This window comes from Sphingomonas sp. Tas61C01 (assembly GCF_052567495.1).
Window position 1 is genome coordinate 2,886,439 of record NZ_CP199583.1, and the last position, 21,783, is coordinate 2,908,221.

Sequence of the window (21,783 nt, forward strand, 5' to 3'; positions counted from 1 at the left end):
GGACTATCCCGGCCGGGCAATCTATGACAGCGTTATCAGCAACGACGGTATCGGGGGAGCAGGCATGGCAATGACGGTCGACCGCAGACGCTGGGTGATCGTCGCGATGGTCTTTTTCGCGATCATGCTCAACTACGTCGATCGCCAGATCCTAGCACTGCTGAAGCCGACGCTGGAGACCGAGTTCGCCTGGACCGACCAGGATTATGCCAACATGGGCACCGCGTTCCAGTTCGCGACCGCGGTGGCGTTCCTCGGCACCGGCTGGTTCATCGACCGGGTCGGTTTGCGCCTGGGCTTCGCGCTCGGCGTAGCGGTGTGGAGCCTGGCGGGCATGGCGCATGCGTTCGCCAGCGGGGTGACGGGGTTCATCGCGGCGCGGGTGGTGCTCGGGGTGGGCGAATCGGTGGGCACGCCCGCGGCGGTGAAGACCGCGGCGACCTATTTCGAACGGCACGACCGGCAGATGGCGCTCGGCATCGGCAACACCGCGCCCAATGTCGGCGCAGTGGTGACGCCGTTGTTCATCCCCGCGCTCGCGGTCGCGTTCGGCTGGCAGGCGGCGTTCCTGGTCGCGGGCGGCGCAGGGCTCGTCTGGGTTGCGGTGTGGTTCGCGCTGCGCATCGCCCCGGTCGCCGAGGACGCGGTGGCGCCGGTCCGGGTGTCGTGGCTGACCGTGCTGCGCAGCCGCGAGACGCTGACGATCGCGATCGCGAAGGTGCTGTCGGACCAGGTATGGTTCTTCATGCTGCTGTGGCTACCCGATCTGTTCCACCGACTGTTCGGGATGAAGCAGGGGACGCTCGGGCTGCCGGTGGCGCTGGTCTATGCGTTCGCGGCGTGCGGGGCGCTGACCGGCGGGTACATCCCGCAGCGGCTGATGGCGGGCGGCTGGAGCGTGAATCGCGCGCGAAAGACCGCGATGCTGGTCTATGCCCTGCTGATCCTGCCGATCCCGCTGGTGATGTACGTCGCGAGCCCTTGGACCGCGGCGCTGATCCTGGGACTGGGGCTGTTCGCGCACCAGGGGTTCTCGACCAACGTCTTCGCGCTGACCACCGACATCGTGCCCGCGCGCAACGTTGGCTCGACTATCGGGATTGCGGCGTTCTGCGGCAACATGGGGTCGATCGGGATGATCCAGTTCTCGGCCTGGTCGCTCGGCCATGGGCTAGGCTACGCGCCGATGCTGGCGATCTGCGCGTGTTCGTATCTGGTGGCGTTGGGCGCGATCCAGCTGCTGCTGGGGCGGATCGAGCCGATCGAGCGCGACGGCAGCGACGTGGTCGCGATGGGGCATTGATGACGTCCTCCCCCCACAAGGGCCTGCAAGGGGAGGACGCGGGTCAGAAGCCTATCCGCGCGGTCACGCCGTAATAGCGGTCGGCGTCGCGCGGGATCAGGTAGCGGTAGCTGCCGCCCGGCCCGCCGCTGGTGATCGCGGAGGCGAAGCTGGTGTCGAACAGGTTCTTGACCTGGAACAACAGCCGGAACTTGTCGGTCGGATCGGCAATGCCGGCCGTGAGATCGACCAGCCCATAGGCCTTGATCGTCGTCGCCGCGCGGACCGCGGGATTAGCGTCGAGCTGAGAGATCTGCTTCGACTGGTACGAACCCTGCGCGCCGATAGTAAAGTCGACCGGGCCACCGGTGCGCAGGCGATAATCGGCGCCGAGTGATCCCTTCCACTTGGGCGCGTAGGCGAGCGGCGTTCCCGAGGCGATCACCCCGGTGGTGACGCCGTTGGTCGGCACCTTGAACTGATCGATATGTGCGTCGGTGTAGGCGACGCCGCCCGAAATGCTGACGTCGCGGACCGGACGGAACAGCAGGTCGAGTTCCCCGCCGCGGGTCGAGATCCGGCCGGCATTGGTGAAGCGCGTGACCAGCACGCCGGCGACGATGTCGGGGTTGTTCGCCTGGAAGTTGTTGTACTTGGCATAATAGGCGGCGACGTTGATCGTTAGCTTACCGTCGAACAGCGTGTTCTTCAGTCCCGCCTCGTAGCTGTCGGCGGTTTCCGGCTCGACGACGTTGGTGCCGGTCGCAGTCAGATTGTAGAAGACGTTGAATGCCGGGCCCTTATAGCCGCGCGCATAAGTGGCGTAGAAGGTCGATTGCGGTACGATGTCGTACTGGAAGCCGCCCTTGCCAGACCAATTGTCGTTGGTGGTCTTGCCCGTGAACGGCCCGAAGCTGGGGTTGATCCCCGGCCCGGCGAGCGTCGTGACGCGCTGGTGGAACACGTCGAGCTGGTCGGTGGTGTAGCGGATCCCGCCGATCAGCCGCAGGCTGTCGGTGAGGTTGACCGTGCCCTGCCCGAACAGCGCGAAATTCTTGAAGGTCGAGCCGAAATTAGCGACCCCGCTCGGCCGCGTCGTCACCGTGCCGGGAGTGCCGCACGGCGTCAGCACGGTGGGCGTCGGCGCCGCGGTGCAGACCACGTCGTTGCGGGTGAAGGTCCGCTCGGTATAGGCGCGCGAGTAATAAGCGCCGAGCACGTAGCTGAAGAATTGCTGCGCGGGCGAGGTAAGCCGGATTTCCTGGGTGAAGGTGTTCGATACCTGCGGCCCGACGTCGTGGAGCTGGTTGAACCCGACATAGGCCTGGGGCAGCCAGTCGCCATCGCGAACCTCGGTATTGTCGTACTCGCGGTAGGAGCCGATATAGGTGACGGTCTGGGTGCCCAGCGTCCAATCGGCCTGGAGCGAGGTGCCCCAGCTCTTCTCGGTGGTGGACGTGACCAGATCCTGGTTGACGGTGCGGGACTTGTCACCGGCGATGTCGGGCAGCACCGTTGCGGTAAGGTTGGTCGGGCGGGTGCCGATCACCTCGGCGCAGCAATCGTCGTCGCTCTTGCGATAGTCAGCGATCAACGTGAGCGTCAGATTGGGAGTAGGATCGGCGACGATCAGCCCGCGAACGCCGTAATGTTCGTAGCCATTCACCCGCGTGTTGCCCTTGGCGATGTTGCGGATGTTACCGTCATAGTTGCTGTAGAAGCCGGTAATGCGGCTCTTCACCAACTCGCCCAGCGGAACGTCCACTGCACCACGCACGCGGTATTCGTTGCCGTTGGTGTAGTACCCGCCCTCGACGAAGCCACCGAAGTCGCTACCCGGGCGCTTGGTGACGATATTGATCACGCCCGCACTGGTGTTCTTGCCGAACAAGGTGCCCTGCGGCCCGCGCAGCACCTCGATCCGGTCGATGTCGATGAGGTCGCTGAACGCCTCGCCCGCACGGCTGTAGACGACGCCGTCGACCACCGTCGAGATCGACGGTTCGCCCGCGATCGAGAAGGTCGAGGTGCCGACCCCGCGCAGGAACAGCGACTGGTTGATCGCGGTGCCCGATTTGCGGAAGTTGAGCGTGGGCACGAGGTATTGCGCGCTCTCCAGATTGACCCCGCCCTTCAGCGCGATCGCGTCGCCCGAGATCACCGAGATCGCGACCGGCACGTCCTGCAGCCGTTCGGAGCGCTTCTGCGCGGTGACGATGATGTCGCCGGGCTGGTCGGCATCGTCGCTGGTGGCGGCGTCATCGGCCTGTGCCGGTGCGGCGGCAGCCACGCCCGCGGTGGTGGTGTCCTGCGCGGCTGCGGCGGGTGCCCAGAGCGCCAGCGTCGCGGCGCCGGCCAGCCAGATTGCCTTGATCATCGTCCATCTCCCCTAATTCCCACGCTGACGGTGGATATTGTTTTCTCCCGCATGTGCACGGGTCGTTCGTCTTGGTCGCGGGAAAGCCCCGCTTCGCTCAGAAACCCAGTTCGGCCATCTCCACGACGCGGTGTTCGCGGGCGCTGATCTCCGCTGCGGTGCCGATCGCGACTGCCATCAGCCCGTCATGCGCGGTGACTTCGACCGCACCTTCGCCGCGCACGGCGGCGATGAAGCGCTGATGTTCGTAGAAGGTCGAGCCGTGGTGGCTGCCCGCATCGAGCGCCGCGGGGTCCACCTCGATCACCTCGCGGGTGACCTGCTTGGGCTGGCGGAAGCCGACCCGCGGGCTGCGGACGATCGCGCCTTCGGGAATCAGCACGTCGAGCCGGGCAGCGTCGCCGACCGCGGTGATCTCCTCCTGGTTCTCGGCACCGTCGGCGAACATCGAGAGATCGAGCATCGCCCGCACGCCGTTGGCGAAATCGATCGTCGTGTAGCTGTTGTCGATGATGTCGGGTCGCGCGCCGTCATAGGTTTCGTCCACGTGATTCACGTCCATCGCGCCGGAACAATGGACGCGCACCGGCTCGCTGCGCGTGATCAGCCGCATCAGATCGAAGAAGTGGCAACATTTCTCGACCATCGTGCCGCCGGTGTTGCGCGCGAAGCGGTTCCAGTCGCCGACCTTTTCGAGGAACGGGAAGCGGTGTTCGCGGATCGAGAGCATCCGCAGCGTGCCGATCGATCCGTCATGGACCTGCGCGATGAACCGCGCCGCGGGCGGCATGTAGCGATATTCCATCGCGGTCCAGAAGATGCCCGGCGACGCCGCGGCGCGATCGACGATCCAGCGAGCATCGTCGATCGTCGTCGCCAGCGGCTTTTCGCAGAGGATGTGGAGCCCAGCGTCGAACAGCGGCCCCAGCACCGCGCGGTGGGTGTGATTGGGGCTGGCGACGATCACCGCGTCGACCAGTCCGCTCGCTGCAAGGTCCGCCGCATCGGCGAAGACGGCAACCGGCGCGGCGCGCTCGCCGAGCGCCGCGCGTGCCCGATCGATCGAGCCGGTGACCGGATCGGCGATCGCGGTGACCACCGCGCCGGGCGTGATCGCGAGGTTGGCGAGATGCTCCACCCCCATCATGCCGGTTCCGACCAGGCCGTATCGCACTTGCTCCGCCACGCTTTGCCCTTAAGATGACAACGATGTCTGAAATTGCACTTACACCTGATCCGCGCCCGCTCGGCAAGAGCGGAATCACCGTCGGCCCGATCGCCTGGGGGATGTGGCGCTTCGCCGGAGTGGAGGCGCGGCAGGGTCGCGCGCTCGTCGAGGCGGTGTTCGAAGCGGGGATCACGCTGTTCGATACCGCCGACATCTACGGCTTCGACGGCAGCGGCGGGTTCGGGGATGCCGAGGCGCTGCTGGGCGAGGTGTTCGCCGAGGCACCCGGGCTGCGCGAGCGGATGGTGCTCGCGACCAAGGGTGGGATCACACCGCCGGTACCCTATGATTCAGGGCGCGACTATCTGATGCGCGCGCTCGACGCGTCGCTGGGGCGGTTGCGGGTCGAGCAGGTCGACCTCTACCAGATCCACCGGCCCGATATTCTCGCGCATCCGCAGGAGGTGGCGCGGACGCTGGAGGAGATGATCGCGTCAGGCAAGGTCCGCGCGATCGGGGTGTCGAACCATACGACCGCGCAGAGCCGCGCGCTGGCGGCGATCCTCTCGACGCCGCTCGCCACCCAGCAGCCGGAATTCTCGCCGTTGTGCACCGCGCCGATGACCGACGGGCTGTTCGATGCGGCGATGGCGAGCGACACTGCGATCCTCGCCTGGTCGCCACTCGGCGGCGGGCGGATTGCGGCGCCGACGACCGATCGCGAGCGCGCGGTCGCCGCCGCGCTGGACGTGGTCGCGGCCAAATCCGGGGTCGGCCGCACCGCCGCCGCGTATAGCTGGATCATGGCGCATCCGGCGCGCGCGATCCCGATCGTCGGCACCCAGAACGCCGCACGGATCGCCGAGCTGGCCGAGGTCTACCGCGTCCGCTGGAGCCGGCAGGATTGGTACGACGTGCTGGTCGCGTCGCGGGGGGAGAAGCTGCCATGACCGACAGGGTGACCGACCGGACCTGCGAGATCAGCTGGTTCTCGGCCTTGTGCGACGACGATTACGAATTCCTCGGGGTGCCCGACGCGCAGCTCAGATCGAGCTGGGAGCATTGCCGCGACATCGTCATGCAGGCCGAGACGGGCGGCTTCGACAACATCCTGTTGCCGTCGGGCTATGCACTGGGGATCGACACCACCGCCTTCGCCGCGGCGATCGCGCCGATGCTGCGGCGCATGGCGCTGCTGATGGCGGTGCGGATCGGCGAGACGTGGCCGCCGCAGCTGGCGCGGCAGATCGCGACGATCGACCGGATGCTCGGCGGGCGGCTGACCGTCAACATCATCTCGTCGGACATGCCGGGCGAGACGCTGGGATCGGCGCCACGCTATGCGCGGACGCTGGAGGCGATGCAGATCCTGAAGACGCTGCTGAACGGCGAGGCGATCGATCATGACGGCGAATTCTGGAAGCTGAAGGTCGATCCGCCGCGGGTCGGCATGGTGTCGGGCAAGGCGCCGCTGCTGTATTTCGGTGGCCTCTCCCCCGACGCGCGTGAGGTCGCCGCCAAGGCGTGCGACGTGTTCCTGATGTGGCCAGACAAGAAGGAGACGGTCGCCGCGATCATCGCCGACATGCGCGATCGGGCGGCGCGGCATGGCCGCACGATCCGCTTCGGCTACCGCGCGCACGTCATCGTCCGCGATACCGAGGCGGAGGCACGGACCTATGCCGATCGACTGCTGTCCAAGCTCGACGCCGACCAGGGCGCGGCGATCCGCGCCAAGTCGCTGGACTCCACCTCGGCGGGGGTCGCGGCACAGGCGGCGCTGCGTGAAAACGCGTCGGACGACGGCTATGCCGAGGAGAATCTCTGGACCGGGGTCGGGCGGGCGCGATCGGGCTGCGGCGCCGCGATCGTCGGCGATCCGGATCAGGTGCTCGCCAAGCTGCGGATGTACCAGGACATGGGGATCGAGGCGTTCATCCTCTCGGGCTATCCGCACGCCGCCGAGGCGGACCTTTTCGCGCGGCACGTGCTGCCGAACATCGAGCATGCGCCGTTGGCGCGGTGAGGCCGCAGTTCCTCCCCTGCAAGGGGCGGTGGCAGCCGCAAGGCTGTCGGAGGGGTGACCCGCTGTCCGGATGGGGCGTCACCCCTCCGTCTGGCTGACGCCAGCCACCTCCCCTTGCAGGGGAGGATTGCATCACCGCTGGACAAAGCGTCGCCAGCCTCCGAGGTCGGTGATGTCCTCCGCGCCAACGATCGCACGGGGTTCGGCGACGAACCCCTTCACCTGGCTGCCGTCCGCGAGCGTTACGGTGCCGATCGCGAGCGGCGGCGGGACGTCGGCGACGAAGCTGCCGAACGCGGCCATGTCGAGTTCGTAGACCTCGACCGCGATCCCGGCGCCGTCGGCGCTGTGGATCAGCGCGGGCTTGGGCGGGACGCTGTCGGCCATCGCATAGAGGCGGTAGGTGGGCGCGGTGGTCGTCTCCACGACGAAGCGCGCGTCGCGGGACGTGAGCTGCCAATGCAGCGGCATGTCCTTCAGATGCGCGCCGACGACGGCGAGCTTTACGGTGTCCATGCGTCCCTCCAGGTCGAGCGGCGGCGGGGATGCCGGCGCGGGAAATAAGCCGATCGCGGCATCGATCAGGCTGCGGTCGCTGCCGGCCGGCCCCATCAGCGTGATGCCGAAGCCGACGTCGCTCTGGTAGCGGCCGGTCGGCACCGCGATCGCCGCCATGTCGAGCAGGTTGACGAAATTGGTATAGGCGCCGAGCGTCGCGTTCAGCGCGACCGGGGCGGCGAGCATCTCGGCGACGCGGTAGCTGGTCGGCGCGGTCGGCAGCGCGAGCAGGTCGATCGTCGCCCACATCTCGTCGGTCGTGCGGGCGAGATCGGCGAGTCGGTAGCTGGCGGCGAAGGCATCGACCGCGGTGTAGCGGGTGCCCTGTTCGACGATCTCCCTGACGACGGGGTGGATCGCGTCGGGATCGTCACGGAGCAGATCGACCAGCGCGGTAGTGCGTTCGGCGACCCAGGGGCCATCGTAGAGCAGCCGCGCGGCTTCGTTCAGGGGCGCCATGTCGATCTCGACCAACTCGGCGTCGAGCTCGGCCAACGCGCGATCGTACAGGTGCGCGGATTCGATGTCGCCGAACCAGGGTCGCTGGTCGGGGCGGGGGATGCCGATGCGGCGGCGGTCGCGCGGCGCGGGGAGGATCGCACGCGACAGGCTGTCCTCGCGGTCGAAGCCGGCGGCGATGTCGTCGACCAGCGCGGCGTCTTCGGCGGTGCGGGTGAAGGCGGTGATGCAGTCGAGGGTGCGGCACGCGGGCACGAGGCCGCGGCTGCTCCATCGACCGCGGGTCGGTTTCAACCCGATCAGATGCTGGAAGGCGGCGGGCACCCGGCCCGATCCGGCGGTGTCGGTGCCGAGCGAGAAGGCGACCAGCCCCGCGGCGACCGCGACCGCCGATCCGGAGCTCGATCCGCCGCTGAGATAGGCGCGGTTATAGACGTTGCGCGGGATGCCATAGGGGCTTCGGGTGCCGTTCAGGCCGGTCGCGAACTGGTCGAGGTTGGTCTTGCCGATCGGGATCGCGCCCGCGGCGACCAGTCGTTCGACGACGGTGGCGCTGCGACCCGGCCTATAGGCGAAGGCGGGGCAGGCGGCGGTGGTATCGAGGCCGAGGACGTCGATATTGTCCTTCACCGCGAACGGCACGCCGGCGAGGGGGAGATGCTCTCCGGCCGCGACACGGCGGTCGACCTCGGCGGCGGCAGCGCGCAAGGTGCCGGGATCGAATCGCGCGGTCCAGGTCGCGGACTGAATCCGGTCGTAGAAGACTACGCGATCGATGACGTCGTCGATCACCGCGGCGGCGGAGCGACTGCCCGACTGTACCGCCGCTGCGATCTGCGCGACCGAAAGCGGCGCGAGGTCGGTCATGCGCGCACCAGCGCCAGCATCGGCGCGCCGGGCGTGACGCTCTGGCGTTCGCCGACGTAGAGCGCGGCGATCGTGCCCGCCGCGGGGCTGACGACCGGGAACTCCATCTTCATCGCCTCGAGGATCGCGATCGTCTCGCCCGCGGCGACGGTGTCGCCGGGTGCCTTCAGCAGCTGCCAGACGCTGCCGCCGAACGGCGCCTCGACCAGCTCGGCGCCATCGGGGAGGACGAGATTCTCGGTGGGCTGGTCGTCGGCTTCCTCGGTCAGGCTGGCGACGCGATCGAATTCGCCGCGGCGTTCCCATTCGGCGCGCTCGGCGGCGAAGGCGGCGTTGCGGCGATCCTCGAACGCCTCGATCGACGCGGCGTTGTCGGCGAGGAAGGCGCGGTAGTCGGCGAGCCGGAACTCGGTCTCCTCGATTTCGATGTGGCGACGGCCGAGCGGGAAATCGCGCCGCCATTCGGTCAGCTCGTCATGGCTGACCGGGAAGAAGCGGATCTGGTCGAAGAAGCGCAGCAGCCACGGCTTGCCGTCGGTGAACGCGCCCGATGGCTGGTGGGTCTTCCAAACCTGGATGGTGCGGCCGAACAGCTGGTAACCGCCCGGGCCCTCCATACCGTAGATGCACATATAGGCGCCGCCGATGCCGACGACGTTGGGCGGGGTCCAGGTGCGTGCGGGGTTGTACTTGGTGGTGACCAGCCGGTGGCGCGGATCGATCGGGGTGGCGACCGGCGCGCCGAGATAGACGTCGCCCAGGCCGTAGACGAGGTAGTGCGCGTCGAACACGGTGCGGTGGACGTCGTCGGCGCTGTCGAGGCCGTTGGCGCGGCGGATGAATTCGATATTGTCGGGGCACCAGGGGGCATCGTCGCGCACCACCGCCATGTAGCGTTCGATCGTCTGGTGGATCGCGGGGTCGTTCCAGCTGAGCGGCAGGTGGACGATCCGCGAGGGGATGGTGAAATCGTCGAGCTCGCCGAGATCCTCCTCGATCGCCATCAGTCGGTCGAGCAGCGCCGCCTCGCGCAGGCCGACGCCGTCGAAATGGACCTGGAAGGAGCGAATGCCCGGCACGATGTCGAGGATGCCGGCGAGGTCGAGCGCGGCGAGCGCGGCCGTCGCGGCGTGGACGCGCAGCCGCAGTTCGAGATCGAGCGTGATCGGGCCGTATTCGACCAGCAGGTTGCGGTCGCCCTGGCGGCGATAGATGATCCGCGGGCGGCGGCCGGCGGAAGGAATCTCGGCGAGGATCGCGTCGCGGGTCGCGGCGGAATCCGGCGCGTCGGTGGGCGCGGCGGGGCGGCCGTCGATCAGGCTTTCCTCGTGGACGCTCGCGGCGTCGGCCTCCTCCAGCCCGATCTGCTCGAAGCGGATGCGGTCGCCGGGCGACAATTGCCCGACCTTCCACAGGTCCGCCGCGATCACCACGAACGGGCAGACGAAGCCGCCGAGCGAGGGACCGTCGGGGCCGAGGATGATCGGCATGTCGCCGGTGAAGTCGATCGCGCCGATCGCATAGGGATTGTCGTGGATGTTCGACGGATGCAGCCCCGCCTCACCGCCGTCCTGCCGCGCCCAGTGCGGCTTGGGGCCGATCAGGCGGACGCCGGTGCGGTTGCTGTTGTAATGAACCCGCCAGTCGGCGGTGAGGATCGTCGCGACATCGTCGGGGGTGAAGAAGTCGGGCGCGCCGTGCGGGCCGTAGAGCACGCGGATCGTCCAGTCGGGGCCGAGCGCGGGCTGGTCGACCGCGCGCCGGCCGGGGATGACCGCGGGCGGGTGCGGCGCGAGGTGAAGCGTGTCGCCGACCAGCAGCCGCCGCCCGCCATGGCCGCCGAACTCGCCCAGGTCGAAGGTGCTGCCGCTGCCGAGATAGGCGGGAACGTCGAGCCCGCCCGCGAACAGCACATAGCCGCGCATCCCGCCGCCGCCGACGCGGCCGAGCGCCAGCACCTGCCCGGCAGCGACCGCGATCGGGCGGTTGCGCTCGACGGGGTCGCCGTCCAGCATCGCGGCGAAGTCGGCGCCGGTTAGGCAGATCCGGGTGTCGGTGTTGAAGGCGAGGGTGGGGCCGGTGGCGGTGACCTCCAGCCCGGCGGCGTCGGCGTCGTTGCCGAGCAGCGCATTGCCGAGGCGGAAGGATCGTGAGTCCATCGGCCCCGATGGCGGCACGCCGACGTCCCACAGCCCGACGCGCCCGGGGAAATCCTGCACCGTGGTGAGCGTGCCCGACGCCTGGACCGAGATGCTGCGCGGACGATGGACGACGCGGTCGAGCGACCGGGTCGACACGTCACCCGAGACGAAATCCTCGCTCCGCGCGACGTCGCGCAGCCAGCGTAGGTTGGTCTCGATCCCGGCGAGCCGGGTGCGGTCGAGCGCGGCCTGCATCGCGGTCACCGCGGCGGCGCGATCGTCGCCATGGACGATCAGCTTGGCGATCATCGGGTCGTAGAAGGGAGACACCTTGGTGCCGCTCTCGACCCAGGTCTCGACGCGGGCATCGTCGGGGAAGACCACCTGGGTGAGCGAGCCGGCGGCGGGGCGGAAATCGACCGCTGGATCCTCGGCGTAGAGCCGCGCCTGGATCGCCCAGCCGCGTGGTGCGGGCACGGGGGTGTCGAGAAAGGCATAGTCGCCCGCGCCGCCGCGGATCATCCATTCGACCAGGTCGATGCCGGTGACCTCCTCGGTCACGCCATGTTCGACCTGGAGCCGGGTGTTGACCTCCAGGAAGAACCAGTCCTGCCGTTCGGCGTCGTAGAGGAACTCGACGGTCCCCGCCGACCGGTAGCGCGCGGCGGCGCCGAGGCGGAGCGCGGCGTCGACCAGTGCGGCGCGGATAGGCGCCGGCAGATCGGGGGCGGGCGCCTCCTCGACGACCTTCTGGTTGCGGCGCTGGAGCGAGCAGTCGCGCTCGCCGAGCGAGACCACGCGGCCGGTGCCGTCGCCGAAGATCTGTACCTCGACATGGCGGGCGCGAGGCACGAAGCGTTCGAGGAACAGGCCGGCGTCGCCGAAATTGCCCGCGCCGAGCCGCGCGACGGTGGCGAAGCCTTCGCGCACCGCGCGCTCGTCGGTGCACACGCGCATGCCGATGCCGCCACCGCCAGCGGTCGCCTTCAACATCACCGGATAGCCGATCCCCGCCGCCGCCTCGATCGCGGCCTCGGCGTCGCTCAGCAGCCCGGTGCCGGGGGCGAGCGGCACGCCTTCGGCCTCGGCGAGAGCGCGGGCGCTGTGCTTCAGCCCGAACGCGCGGATGTTGTCGGGGGTCGGGCCGATGAAGGCGATGCCTGCCGCCTCGCAGCTTTCCGCGAAGTCGGCGTTCTCCGACAGGAAGCCGTAGCCGGGATGGATCACGTCCGCCCCGGTCTCGCGTGCGGCGGCGAGGATGCGGGCGGTGTCGAGGTAGCTTTCGCCCGCCGGCCCCGGCCCGATCCGGATCGCGACATCGGCTTCGGCGACGTGGCGCGAAGCTTCGTCGGCGTCGGAGAAGACCGCCACCGAGCGGATGCCCATCCGCCGCAGGGTGCGGATGATCCGGCAGGCGATCGCCCCGCGATTGGCGATCAGGACGGTGCCGAAGCTCATGCGGTGACGATCATGCGCACTGGCGTCGGGTCGAAGCCGTTGCAGGGATTGTTGATCTGCGGGCAGTTCGACACGACGACGATCACGTCCATCTCCGCACGCAGATCGACGGTGAGGCCGGGCGCCGAGATGCCGTCGACGATCCCGAGCACGCCGTCGGGCTCGACCGGCACGTTCATGAAGAAGTTGACGTTGGAGACCATGTCGCGCTTGCCGCGGCCGTCGCGCAGATTGGCTTCGAGGAAATTGTCGACGCAGCTATGCTGGGCCTTGGTGTGGTGGCCGTAGCGCAGGCTGTTCGACTCGCACGAACAGGCGCCGCCGATGGTGTCGTGATAATCGACCGCGGTGGCCGCGATCGTCATCATCGGCCGGCCCTCGTTCGACAGCAGCACGCTGCCGGCGCGCAGGAAGATGTTGGCCTGCGCGGCGATGGTGTCCTGCGCGCTGTAGCGTTCGGCGTCGTCGGCGGCGGCATAGAGGAGGAAATCGACCGCCTGGTTGCCCTCCAGATCGACGATGCGCAGCGTCTGGCCGGCGTCGACGCGGTGGCGCCAGGGCGCGCGGGCGGCGACGATCTCGTCGTGGAGGATCTGGCCGTCGAGGCCGGCGAAATGCGGATCATCGGTCATCAGCGGCGATACAGATCTTCGGTGTTGAGGAAGGCGCGGCGACGTTCGGCGGTCCCGTTGCGGATCGTGTCGTCCTCGGCTGTCTCCGGCCCCCGCCAGGCGGTGACGCGCAAGGGGGTGATGCTCCACGGTCGGTCGTCGAGGATGTGCGGGCAGTTGGCCACGACGACGATCAGGTCCATCTCCGCGCGCAGCACCAGCGTGCGGCCGGGCGGGAACGGGCCGAACTGCGGCACCACCGCGCCGTCGGCGGCGATCCTGACGCCCTTGAACAGGTTGATGCACGGATGCACGTCGCGGCGGCCGAGGCCGTGCTTGGCGGCGCCGAGCAGTAGCCGGTCGCGCGCGTTCGGACGTTCGCCGGAATTACGGCCCTCGCCGTAGTGGCGCTGGTTCGACGCCGCGCTGGAGGGGCCGCAGAACGCGTCGTGGGTGGCGGCGTCGTCCTGCTCGATGCTCGCCAGCGCGCGGCCCATGTCCGACAGCAAGACGCTGCCCGCGGCGGGATAGGCGTCCCATTGCACCTTGATGGTGTCGGCGATGTTGAGCCGTTCGGCGGTGTTGCGCGCGTTGAATAGCAGCAGCGAGGCGCAGGCGTCGCCGCGCAGGTCGATCAGCCGCAGCCGGGTGCCGCGCGCGATCTCTCGCGAGGCATAGCCGCCGGCGGCGATCGTCTCCTCCCATAGCAGGTCGTCGGCGGCGACGCCTGCGGGCAGATCGCCGGCGCGCGGCGGCAGGATCGGCATCGCATCGACGATCGTGCCTTCCATCGCGCGGGCGTGGGCACGGGCGGCGCCGGGATCGGCGAGCGTCGCGCTCATGCCGCCTTGCTCCGCGAGGGCGCGGGGTCGCGGCCCTGTTCGTGGAGGGGCGGGAGCAGCGCGGTGGTGGTGAAGAGCCGGAGCTGCTGCACGCCGCGCAGCTTGCGCAGTGCATCGCACAGGTCGCGCAGCCGCGCCGCGGGGCCCTGGACCAGCAGCACTTCGAGCGACTGATCGTCCTCCAGGAACACGTGCTGGGAGGAGATCACCTCCTTCAGATAATCGGCCTGGGTCTGCGCGAGCTGGTGGCGGACCCGCCCCATGTCGCCGCGATAGACCAAGGTGATGGTGCCCGCGAGCGTGTCGTCGGGTCGCATCGCGGCGCCGTGTTCGGCGAGTTCGTTGCGGATCAGTTCGGCAATCAGCTGCGACCGCGACGGCAGGCCGCGTTCCTCGACCATCATGTCGAGCTGCCGGGAAAGCTCGGCCGGCAGGCTCATGCTGAGCCTGGCGAGGCTGGCGGAGAGTGTGTCCTTCACGGGATTCACCTCTGGTTGTTATTACTGATTGTGTCAATCGTAATACCGGAGATCGAAACCTCCGGCGTGTCGAGCGGTAGCTTGTTCTTGAGCGGCAGATCGTAGACCGCGGTCGCACCGAAGCGGTGCGGGGCGTGCGGATCGACCCGCCGCTTGTCGAAGGCGAGCACGCGGGTGCCGAGCTTGAAGGCTTCGGTGATGTCGTGCGTGACCATCATCACGGTGAGCCTATGCTCTTCCCACAAGCGCAGGATCAGGCGGTGCATGTCGCGGCGGATGCCGGGATCGAGCGCGCCGAACGGCTCGTCGAGCAACAGCACGCGCGGCCTGGCGATCAGCGCCTGCGCGATCGCCAGGCGTTGCTGCATGCCGCCGGATAATTGCGCGGGGTAGAGGTGGAGCGAATCGGCGAGCCCGACCTCCGCGAGCATCGCGGTCGCTTCCTCCGCGGCGCGGCGGCGGGCGGCGCCGAACAGCCGGCCGAGCAGCGGCGCGCCGGCGCATTCGCGCGCGAACATCACGTTGCGCAGCGCGGTGAGGTGCGGGAACACCGAATAGCGCTGGAACACGACGCCGCGATCGGGGCCGCATTCGGGCGTCAGCGGCGTGCCGTCGAGCAGGATGCGGCCGCGGGTCGGCGCCTCCTGGCCGAGCGTCAGCCGCAGGAAGCTGCTCTTGCCCGCGCCCGACGGCCCGACGATCGAGACGAAGCTGCCCTCCGCGATGCCGACATCGACGCGTTCGAGCACGACCTTGTCGTCATATTCGAGCCAGACATTGTCGAAGGTGAGGATCTCGGCGGTCATCGATCGACCTGCGTCGCCCAGGCGAACCCGCGGCGGCTGACCTGCATCAGCGCGACGTCGATCAGGATCGCGAGCAGCGCGATCCACGCCACATAAGGGATGATGATGTCCATCGACAGATAGCGGCGGACGAGGAAGATCCGGTAGCCGAGCCCGGTGTCCGCGGCGATCGCTTCCGCCGAGATCAGATAGACCCAGGCCGGCCCAAGCGACAGCCGCAGCCCGGCGATCAACCGCGGTAACGCCTGGGGCAGCGCGACCCGCAGCGCGACCTGCAGGCTGTTGGCGCCGAGGGTCTGCGCCTTGATCAGCTGTTCGCGTGGCAGCGAGGCGATGTGTTCAGCGAGGTCGCGGATCAGGAAAGGGGTGACGCCGACGACGATCAGCGCGACCTTCGCGGTCTCGCCGAGGCCGAAGACGATGAACAGGATCGGTAGCAGCGCGATCGGCGGGATGACCGCGATCGTCGTGACCAGCGGGCCGAAGGTGGCGCGCGCGGCGGGCAGGACGCCCAGGATCATGCCGACAAGCAACGCCGACAGCGCGCAGATGCCGAGCCCGAGCCCCAGCCGTTCTAGGCTGGCGGCGGTATCCGCCCAGAAGGCGATGCGGCCGCTCAAGGGATCGACGTCGACGATCAGCCCGCGCATCGCCGCGATCATCGCCAGCGGTGTCGGCAGGATCTTGTCCGCGCCGTTGCTCGCGTGGCGAACCGCCGAGGCGATCAGATAGAGGATGACGACGACCAGCAGCGGCATCGTGCCGAGCAGGATCGCGCTGCCGCGCCTCGGTCTGACGTTCACCCAGCGCATCGCGGCGGCCTCCTCAGAGCTTGCCCGCCGCGGCGGCTTCCATGAAGGTCGGGTCGAAGCGCAGCTTCACGTTGGCGGGATCGCCGATGGTCTTGCCGCCGGGCAGCGCGATACCGACCGCGTCGGCGGATTTCGCGCCCGCGCCGAACAGGCCCTTGGCGAAGCTGAAGTCGCGCACCTTGGTCATCGTGCTGCCGAGCGCCGGCGAGGTGATCGCGGCGACCCCGTCCTTGGGCGTGCCGTAGAGATGGGTGGTGGCGAGCTGCGCGTCGAAGCCCTGCGGGGTGGAACCGGCCATCTTCGCCATCGCGGCGCGCGCGGCGGCACCGGCGGGGGTCTGCTGCTGCATCAGGCCGATCGTCTCGTACCAGATCCCGGCCAGCGCCTTGCCGAGATTGGGGTTGGCCTTCAGCGTCGCGGTGTCGACCGCGAGCAGATCGAGGATCTCGGCGGGGATCTGGTGCGAATCGAACACCAGCTTGGTCGCCGGCGCCTTCGCCATCTCGGTCAGCTGCGGATTCCAGGTGACCGCCGCGGTCGCGTTCGGGTTGGCGAAGGCGCCGACGATGTCGGCATCGCCGGTGTTGACCGTCCTCACGTCGGACAGCTTCATCCCGACCGTCGAGAGCCCGCGCGCGAGCAGGTAATGCGAGACCGACAGTTCGACGAGATAGACGGTGCGGCCCTTGATGTCGGCGAGCCCGGCGGCGTTCTTCAGCACGATGCCGTCATTGCCGTCCGAATAATCGCCGACGATGATCGCGCTGGTATCCTTGCCGCCTGCCGCGGGGATGGTCAGCGCGTCCATGTTAGTGACGGTCACCCCGTCGAGCTTGCCCGCGTTGAACTGATTGACCGATTCGACATAGTCGTTGACCTGAACGACGTTGATCTTGATCCCGTATTTGTCGGCCCATTTCTTCACGATCCCGGCCTGCTGTGCATAGGGCCAAGGCATCCAGCCGGCATAGATCGACCATCCGATCGAGAAATCCTTTCGCGGCGCAGCATTTTGCTGGTCGCTGCCGCCGCACCCGCTGGTCAGCAGCAGGGCGATCGCGGCACTGGCGATGCGGGCGTTTCGGATCGGGTTCGCCATCTTGTTTTCCCCGTTGCTCGCGAGAGGACTTGATCTGATCGACCCGACTTTGACGCCGATATTACGTTTGTGCAATCGGGTAATAACATGTACGGATAATTTATGGGTCGTGTCACCTCGTACAGGGATGCTGCAATGCGTCATTCGCGCACCTCGCGGTCGCGCGTTCGGCGGCGCTGACGGGCTGCGGTGTCGATCGCGCTCACCGCATCGCTGGTCCTCGCGGGCGCCCTCGTCGCGGCGGTCGTGATCGCGCTGGTGCAGCGGGCGCGGCGCGATGCCGAGGGCGAGTGCCGGCGCCAGACCGAGCTGTTGCAGGACGAGATCGCCGCGCACCGCCGGACTTATGACGAACTGGGCCACGCCAAGGAAGCGGCGGAGGCGGCGAACGCGGCGAAGACCCGCTACCTCGTCGCGGTCAGCCACGAGATCCGCAGTCCGCTGAACGCGATCTACGGCTATGCGCAGCTGCTCGAACGCGACGACGCGATCCCGCCGGTCGAGGCGGGTGGGGTGATCCGACGGTCGGCGGAGCATCTGACCAACCTGGTCGAAGGACTGCTCGACATCTCGCGTATCGAGAGCGGCGTGCTCCAGCTGCGGCGCGACGTGGTGCGGTTGCCCGCGCTGCTCGATCATATCGTCGACATGTTCCGGATGCAGGCGGCGGCGAAGAACCTGACGCTGGCGTACAAGGTCGAAGGGCGGCTGCCGCCGTTCGTGCGCGCCGACGAGAAGCGGCTGCGCCAGATCCTGATCAACCTGCTATCGAACGCGATCAAATACACCCAGGTCGGCGGCGCGACGCTGACCGTCAGGTATCGCAGCCAGACCGCGCTGATCGAGGTGACCGATACCGGCATCGGCATCGCGCCCGACGATATCGACCGGATTTTCGAGCCGTTCGAACGCGGCAGCTCGCCCGAGGCGGCGTTGCAGCCCGGGATCGGGCTCGGCCTGGCGATCACACGGGTGCTGGCGCGGATCCTGGGCGGCGAAGTCACCGCGACCAGCGAACTGGGGCGGGGCAGCAGCTTCCAGTTCCGGATGCTGCTGCCCGAGCCGATGGAGCCGCCCGAGAGCACGCCGACCCACGACCGGCTGATCGGCTATCGGGGGGACCGCAAGACGATCCTGATCATCGACGACAATTCGTCGCAGCTGGTGGTCGTCCAGCATCTGTTGCGGCCGCTCGGCTTCCAGGTCTTCGCGGCGACCGGCGGGGCGGAGGGGGTGGCGCTGGCGGAGCGGTGCGCGCCCGATCTGGTGCTGCTCGACGTGCAGATGCCGGGGCGCGACGGCTGGCAGGTCGCGGCCGATCTGCGTGCCCGCTTCGGGCCGGCGCTGCGGATCGTCATGGTATCGGCCAATGCGCACGAATATCGCGCGGGCGGCGACGGTGCGGCGGATCACGACGCGTTCCTGACCAAGCCGGTCGATTTCGACGCGCTGCTCGACGTCGCCGGCCGGCAGCTGGGCATCGGCTGGATCGCGGCGGTTGGCGGGGACGGTGCCGATATCGAGGGCGGCGATGGCGCGGCGCTGCCGGTGGCGGCGGCACCGTATCTCGATCCGCTGCGGCGGCACATCAAGGTCGGCCATGTCCGCGCGATCGCCACCGTGCTCGACGATCTGGAGGCCGCGGTGCCGGAGAGCGCGGCGGCGGTCGCGGAGATGCGGCGGATGCTCGAACGCTTCGACCTGCGCGCGCTCGCCCGGAGGATCGGCGATGGCGACTAACCCGGGCGGCGGGGTGCGCGCGACGATCCTGGTGGTCGACGACACGCCCGAATCGCTCAGCTTCCTGACCGCGACGCTCGAACATGCCGGGATGACGGTGCTGATCGCGATCGACGGGCTCGCCGCGCTCGACCTGCTCGATCACATCACCCCCGATCTGATTCTGATGGACGGGGTGATGCCGGGACTGGACGGGTTCGAGACGACGCGCCGGATCAAGGCGGACGGCCGGTTCCGGCACCTGCCGGTGATCTTCATGACCGGGCTGACCGAGACCGAGCACGTCGTCCAGGGGCTCGACGCAGGCGGGGTGGATTACGTCCACAAGCCGATCGTGGTCGACGAGCTGCTGGCGCGGGTGTCGGTTCACCTGGCGAACGCGCGGATCGCGCAGGGCAGCCAGCTCGCGCTCGACACGGCCGGCCGGCCGTCCTTCGCGCTCGACGACGACGGTGCCATCGAATGGCTGACGCCGCTTGCCACCGCGATGATCGCGCGCAACTTCGCCGGCTGGAACCCGGGCAGCGGGCGGTTGCCAGATGCGCTCGGGGGCGCTGCGGCGCGGCTGCGTGGGGCCGAGGTGCCGCCCGGCGCGCAGGCGACGGTGGAGGTCGGGGACTGCGCGATCGACTGCACGATGCTGCGCCGGACCAGCGCGGGGCAATGGCTGTACAGGCTGGCGGAACGGCGCGAGGGCGATGCCGAGCGGTTGCTCGCCGAGCGCCACGGCCTGACCTCGCGCGAGGCGCAGGTGCTGGTGTGGATCAGCCGCGGCAAGCAGAACCGCGAGATCAGCGAGATCCTCCAGATCAGTCCGCGGACGGTGAACAAGCATCTCGAGCAGATCTTCGAGAAGATGGGCGTCGAGAACCGTGCGTCCGCGACCGCGATCGCGGTTGCGACCTTGTCGCAATGATCGCGCCGTTGAGTCCGGAGAGCCTGGCGCTGCTCGCGGCCCGCGACCTGGACGGCGCGCGGCGGCGGGGGGCGGCGATGGTCGCCGGCGGATCGGCGCGCGCAGAGGGGCATTTCCTGGTCGGCATGGCGGATGCGGAGAGCGGGCGGATCGTCGATGCGATCGGCCACATCGAGCGCGCGATCGCGAACGATCCGCATGGCGAATACCGCGCGCAATTGGCGCGGCTCTACGCGCTGGTGCGGCGCGACGGCGACGCCGCCGAGACGCTGCGCGCGGCCGAGGCGCGACCGCCCGCGGATGCGCTGGGGCGCGACACGATGGGGTGCGTCTATGCGCGGCTCGGCGATCACGCGGCGGCGCTGCCGCATTTCGTCGTCGCGGTCGGTCTCGATCCGGCGAACGACGCCTTCCGCTACAATCTCGCGGCGACGCTGAGCTTCCTCGGGCGCACCGAGGAGGCGGAGGCGGCGATCGAGACGATCGTCGCACGGGCGCCCGACGATGCCCGCGCGCATCATCTGCTGGCGGGGCTGCGCAAGCAGACCGCGACGCACAATCATGTCGGGCGCCTGCGCGCGGTGCACGATCGCGCCGCGCCGGGGGCGGATCGGTTGCTGACCGGCTATGCGCTCGCCAAGGAGCTGGAGGATGTCGGGCTCGCCGACGAGGCGCTGGAGCGGCTGATCGCGGTCAATGCCGCGCATCGCGAGCGGCTCGCCTATGATGTTGCGCGGGACGAGGCGATCTTCGCGGCGGTGGAGGCGGCCTGGCCGCGAATCGCGGCGGCGCCGGTCAATCGTGCCACGAGCGAGGCGCCGATCCTGGTGATCGGGATGCCGCGGACCGGCACGACGCTGGTCGATCGCATCCTGGCGTCGCATTCCGGTGTCGAGAGCGTCGGCGAGCTGCAGGCGCTGCCGCTGGCGGTGAAGGCCGCGGCGGGGACGCGGAGCCGCACGGTGCTCGACGGGGAGACGGTCGCTGTCGCCGCGACGAGCGATCCTGGTGCGATCGGGCGAGACTATGTGGCGCGCGCGGCACATTTCCGGCGCGCCCCGGATCGGCGCTTCGTCGACAAGTTCCCGGGCAACTTCTTCTATGCGGGGATCGCGGCGCGCGCGTTGCCGAACGCGGCGATCGTCTGCCTCAGGCGCAATCCGATGGACACGGTGCTCGCCAACTTCCGCAACCTATTCGCGACCGGATCGCGCTATTACGACTATAGCTACGACCTGCTCGACATCGCTGCCTATTACGCGCGGTTCGAGCGGCTGATGGCATTCTGGCGCGCGGCGCTGCCGGGCCGGATCATGGAGCTACGCTACGAGGCGCTGATCGACGATCAGGAGGGCGAGACGCGCCGGCTGCTCGCGCATTGCGGGCTGGACTGGGCGGATTCGTGTCTCGATTTCCACCGGCATGCGGGCGCGGTGTCGACGCCGAGTGCGGCACAGGTGCGTCGCCCGATCTATCGCGACTCGGTGGCGCGGTGGCGCCGGCACGCGGTGGCGCTGGAGCCGGTCCGCGCCTTCTTCGAGGCGCAGGGTATTCCGGTGGAGTGAGGCGGGGAACCTGATCCTCCCCTGCAAGGGGAAGGTGGCCGGCGTCAGCCGGACGGAGGGGTAACCCGCTGTCCGGACAAGGTGTCAGCCCTCCGCCAGTCCTTCGGACTGCCACCTCCCCTTTTAAGGGAGGGTTGCTTAGCGCGAGGCCAGCTGGGTCGGCTTCGCGGTGGTCGCCGCCGCCGTCGCGGTCGCGATGCGGGCGCGGATGTCGGCATAGACGTCCGCGCGGCACGAGCGCGCTTGCGCCTCGAGCGCGAGGTGGATCGAGCTCATGCCCTCGCCGCAGACCGCGCGTGCCGCCTGGTCCATGCGGATGGCGAGGCGCTGCTGGCCGTCGACGCTGGTGAGATCGAGCCCGCGAAGGCTGAGCTTCGCCTGGTTGGCCGCGAACGGGTTGTCGGTCGGTGCGGCGAGTGCCGGGGTCGTCGCCACGATCGCGGCGAGCGCCGCCATGCCAAGCTTCATCATCATCGTCTCCTGCGTACATCCCCGCGCTCTGTGGCGAGCAGGTCGCGACTATCTAATCCCCAGGAGAGGCAAGTACAAGTTGGCGGCGCTTTATTATCTTTACTGT

At 68.8% G+C, this 21,783-nt stretch carries 17 protein-coding genes; 6 read left to right on the forward strand and 11 right to left on the reverse strand.

Annotation, left to right across the window (positions count from 1 at the left end):
- Positions 1-64: 64 nt before the first annotated feature.
- Positions 65-1,303 carry an MFS transporter gene (locus tag ACT009_RS13575; protein WP_445191595.1) on the forward strand — a complete coding sequence of 413 codons (1,239 nt, stop codon included), beginning with the start codon at positions 65-67 and terminating at the stop codon, positions 1,301-1,303.
- 43 nt (positions 1,304-1,346) lie between these two features.
- On the opposite strand, the gene ACT009_RS13580 is transcribed toward ACT009_RS13575, so the two are convergent.
- Both ACT009_RS13580 and ACT009_RS13585 read right to left on the reverse strand, forming a co-directional pair.
- Positions 1,347-3,659: a TonB-dependent receptor gene (locus tag ACT009_RS13580; protein WP_445191596.1), complete on the reverse strand. Its 2,313-nt coding sequence runs from the start codon at positions 3,657-3,659 to the stop codon at positions 1,347-1,349.
- Between the two features lie 97 nt (positions 3,660-3,756).
- On the reverse strand, positions 3,757-4,833 hold the full coding sequence (locus ACT009_RS13585; protein ID WP_445194100.1) for a Gfo/Idh/MocA family protein: 1,077 nt from the start codon (positions 4,831-4,833) through the stop codon (positions 3,757-3,759).
- Between the two features lie 35 nt (positions 4,834-4,868).
- Between ACT009_RS13585 and ACT009_RS13590 the strand changes: the two genes are divergently transcribed.
- Both ACT009_RS13590 and ACT009_RS13595 read left to right on the forward strand, forming a co-directional pair.
- A complete protein-coding gene (locus tag ACT009_RS13590; RefSeq protein ID WP_445191597.1) occupies positions 4,869-5,777 on the forward strand; it encodes an aldo/keto reductase in 909 nt (302 codons plus the stop codon).
- Positions 5,774-6,853, forward strand: a complete 1,080-nt coding sequence (locus tag ACT009_RS13595) for an LLM class flavin-dependent oxidoreductase (protein WP_445191598.1) — start codon at positions 5,774-5,776, stop codon at positions 6,851-6,853. The genes ACT009_RS13590 and ACT009_RS13595 overlap by 4 nt, the downstream gene beginning before the upstream one ends.
- 132 nt (positions 6,854-6,985) lie before the next feature.
- Here ACT009_RS13595 and atzF read toward each other — a convergent pair whose 3' ends face one another.
- The 8 genes from atzF to ACT009_RS13635 are packed head-to-tail and all read right to left on the reverse strand — an operon-like array spanning position 6,986 to position 16,985.
- Positions 6,986-8,737 carry an allophanate hydrolase gene (gene atzF / locus ACT009_RS13600; RefSeq protein ID WP_445191599.1) on the reverse strand — a complete coding sequence of 584 codons (1,752 nt, stop codon included), beginning with the start codon at positions 8,735-8,737 and terminating at the stop codon, positions 6,986-6,988.
- On the reverse strand, positions 8,734-12,336 hold the full coding sequence (gene uca / locus ACT009_RS13605; RefSeq protein ID WP_445191600.1) for an urea carboxylase: 3,603 nt from the start codon (positions 12,334-12,336) through the stop codon (positions 8,734-8,736). Before uca ends, atzF begins: the two co-directional genes overlap by 4 nt.
- Complete coding sequence (locus tag ACT009_RS13610) at positions 12,333-12,968, reverse strand: urea amidolyase associated protein UAAP2 (RefSeq protein ID WP_445191601.1); 636 nt, start codon at positions 12,966-12,968, stop codon at positions 12,333-12,335. The genes uca and ACT009_RS13610 overlap by 4 nt, the downstream gene beginning before the upstream one ends.
- The gene (locus ACT009_RS13615; RefSeq protein WP_445191602.1) at positions 12,968-13,789 is read right to left on the reverse strand and encodes an urea amidolyase associated protein UAAP1; all 822 of its coding nucleotides are present in this window, start codon (positions 13,787-13,789) and stop codon (positions 12,968-12,970) included. Before ACT009_RS13615 ends, ACT009_RS13610 begins: the two co-directional genes overlap by 1 nt.
- The gene (locus ACT009_RS13620; RefSeq protein WP_445194101.1) at positions 13,786-14,229 is read right to left on the reverse strand and encodes a CopG family ribbon-helix-helix protein; all 444 of its coding nucleotides are present in this window, start codon (positions 14,227-14,229) and stop codon (positions 13,786-13,788) included. Before ACT009_RS13620 ends, ACT009_RS13615 begins: the two co-directional genes overlap by 4 nt.
- Positions 14,230-14,273: 44 nt before the next feature.
- Positions 14,274-15,074, reverse strand: a complete 801-nt coding sequence (locus ACT009_RS13625; RefSeq protein ID WP_445191603.1) for an ATP-binding cassette domain-containing protein — start codon at positions 15,072-15,074, stop codon at positions 14,274-14,276.
- On the reverse strand, positions 15,071-15,886 hold the full coding sequence (locus tag ACT009_RS13630) for an ABC transporter permease (protein ID WP_445191604.1): 816 nt from the start codon (positions 15,884-15,886) through the stop codon (positions 15,071-15,073). The genes ACT009_RS13625 and ACT009_RS13630 overlap by 4 nt, the downstream gene beginning before the upstream one ends.
- 13 nt (positions 15,887-15,899) lie before the next feature.
- Positions 15,900-16,985 (reverse strand): putative urea ABC transporter substrate-binding protein, encoded by a 1,086-nt coding sequence (locus ACT009_RS13635; RefSeq protein ID WP_445191605.1) that lies wholly within the window; start codon positions 16,983-16,985, stop codon positions 15,900-15,902.
- A gap of 189 nt (positions 16,986-17,174) precedes the next feature.
- Here ACT009_RS13635 and ACT009_RS13640 point away from each other — a divergent pair, with 189 nt between their 5' ends.
- The 3 genes from ACT009_RS13640 to ACT009_RS13650 are packed head-to-tail and all read left to right on the forward strand — an operon-like array spanning position 17,175 to position 21,206.
- Positions 17,175-18,725, forward strand: coding sequence for an ATP-binding response regulator (locus ACT009_RS13640; protein ID WP_445191606.1), 1,551 nt, complete (start codon positions 17,175-17,177; stop codon positions 18,723-18,725).
- A complete protein-coding gene (locus tag ACT009_RS13645) occupies positions 18,715-19,641 on the forward strand; it encodes a response regulator (protein ID WP_445191607.1) in 927 nt (308 codons plus the stop codon). The genes ACT009_RS13640 and ACT009_RS13645 overlap by 11 nt, the downstream gene beginning before the upstream one ends.
- Positions 19,638-21,206, forward strand: a complete 1,569-nt coding sequence (locus ACT009_RS13650; RefSeq protein ID WP_445191608.1) for a sulfotransferase — start codon at positions 19,638-19,640, stop codon at positions 21,204-21,206. Before ACT009_RS13645 ends, ACT009_RS13650 begins: the two co-directional genes overlap by 4 nt.
- Positions 21,207-21,344: 138 nt before the next feature.
- Here the strand turns inward: ACT009_RS13650 and ACT009_RS13655 are convergent, their stop codons facing one another.
- A complete protein-coding gene (locus ACT009_RS13655; protein WP_445191609.1) occupies positions 21,345-21,680 on the reverse strand; it encodes a UrcA family protein in 336 nt (111 codons plus the stop codon).
- Between the last annotated feature and the right edge of the window lie 103 nt (positions 21,681-21,783).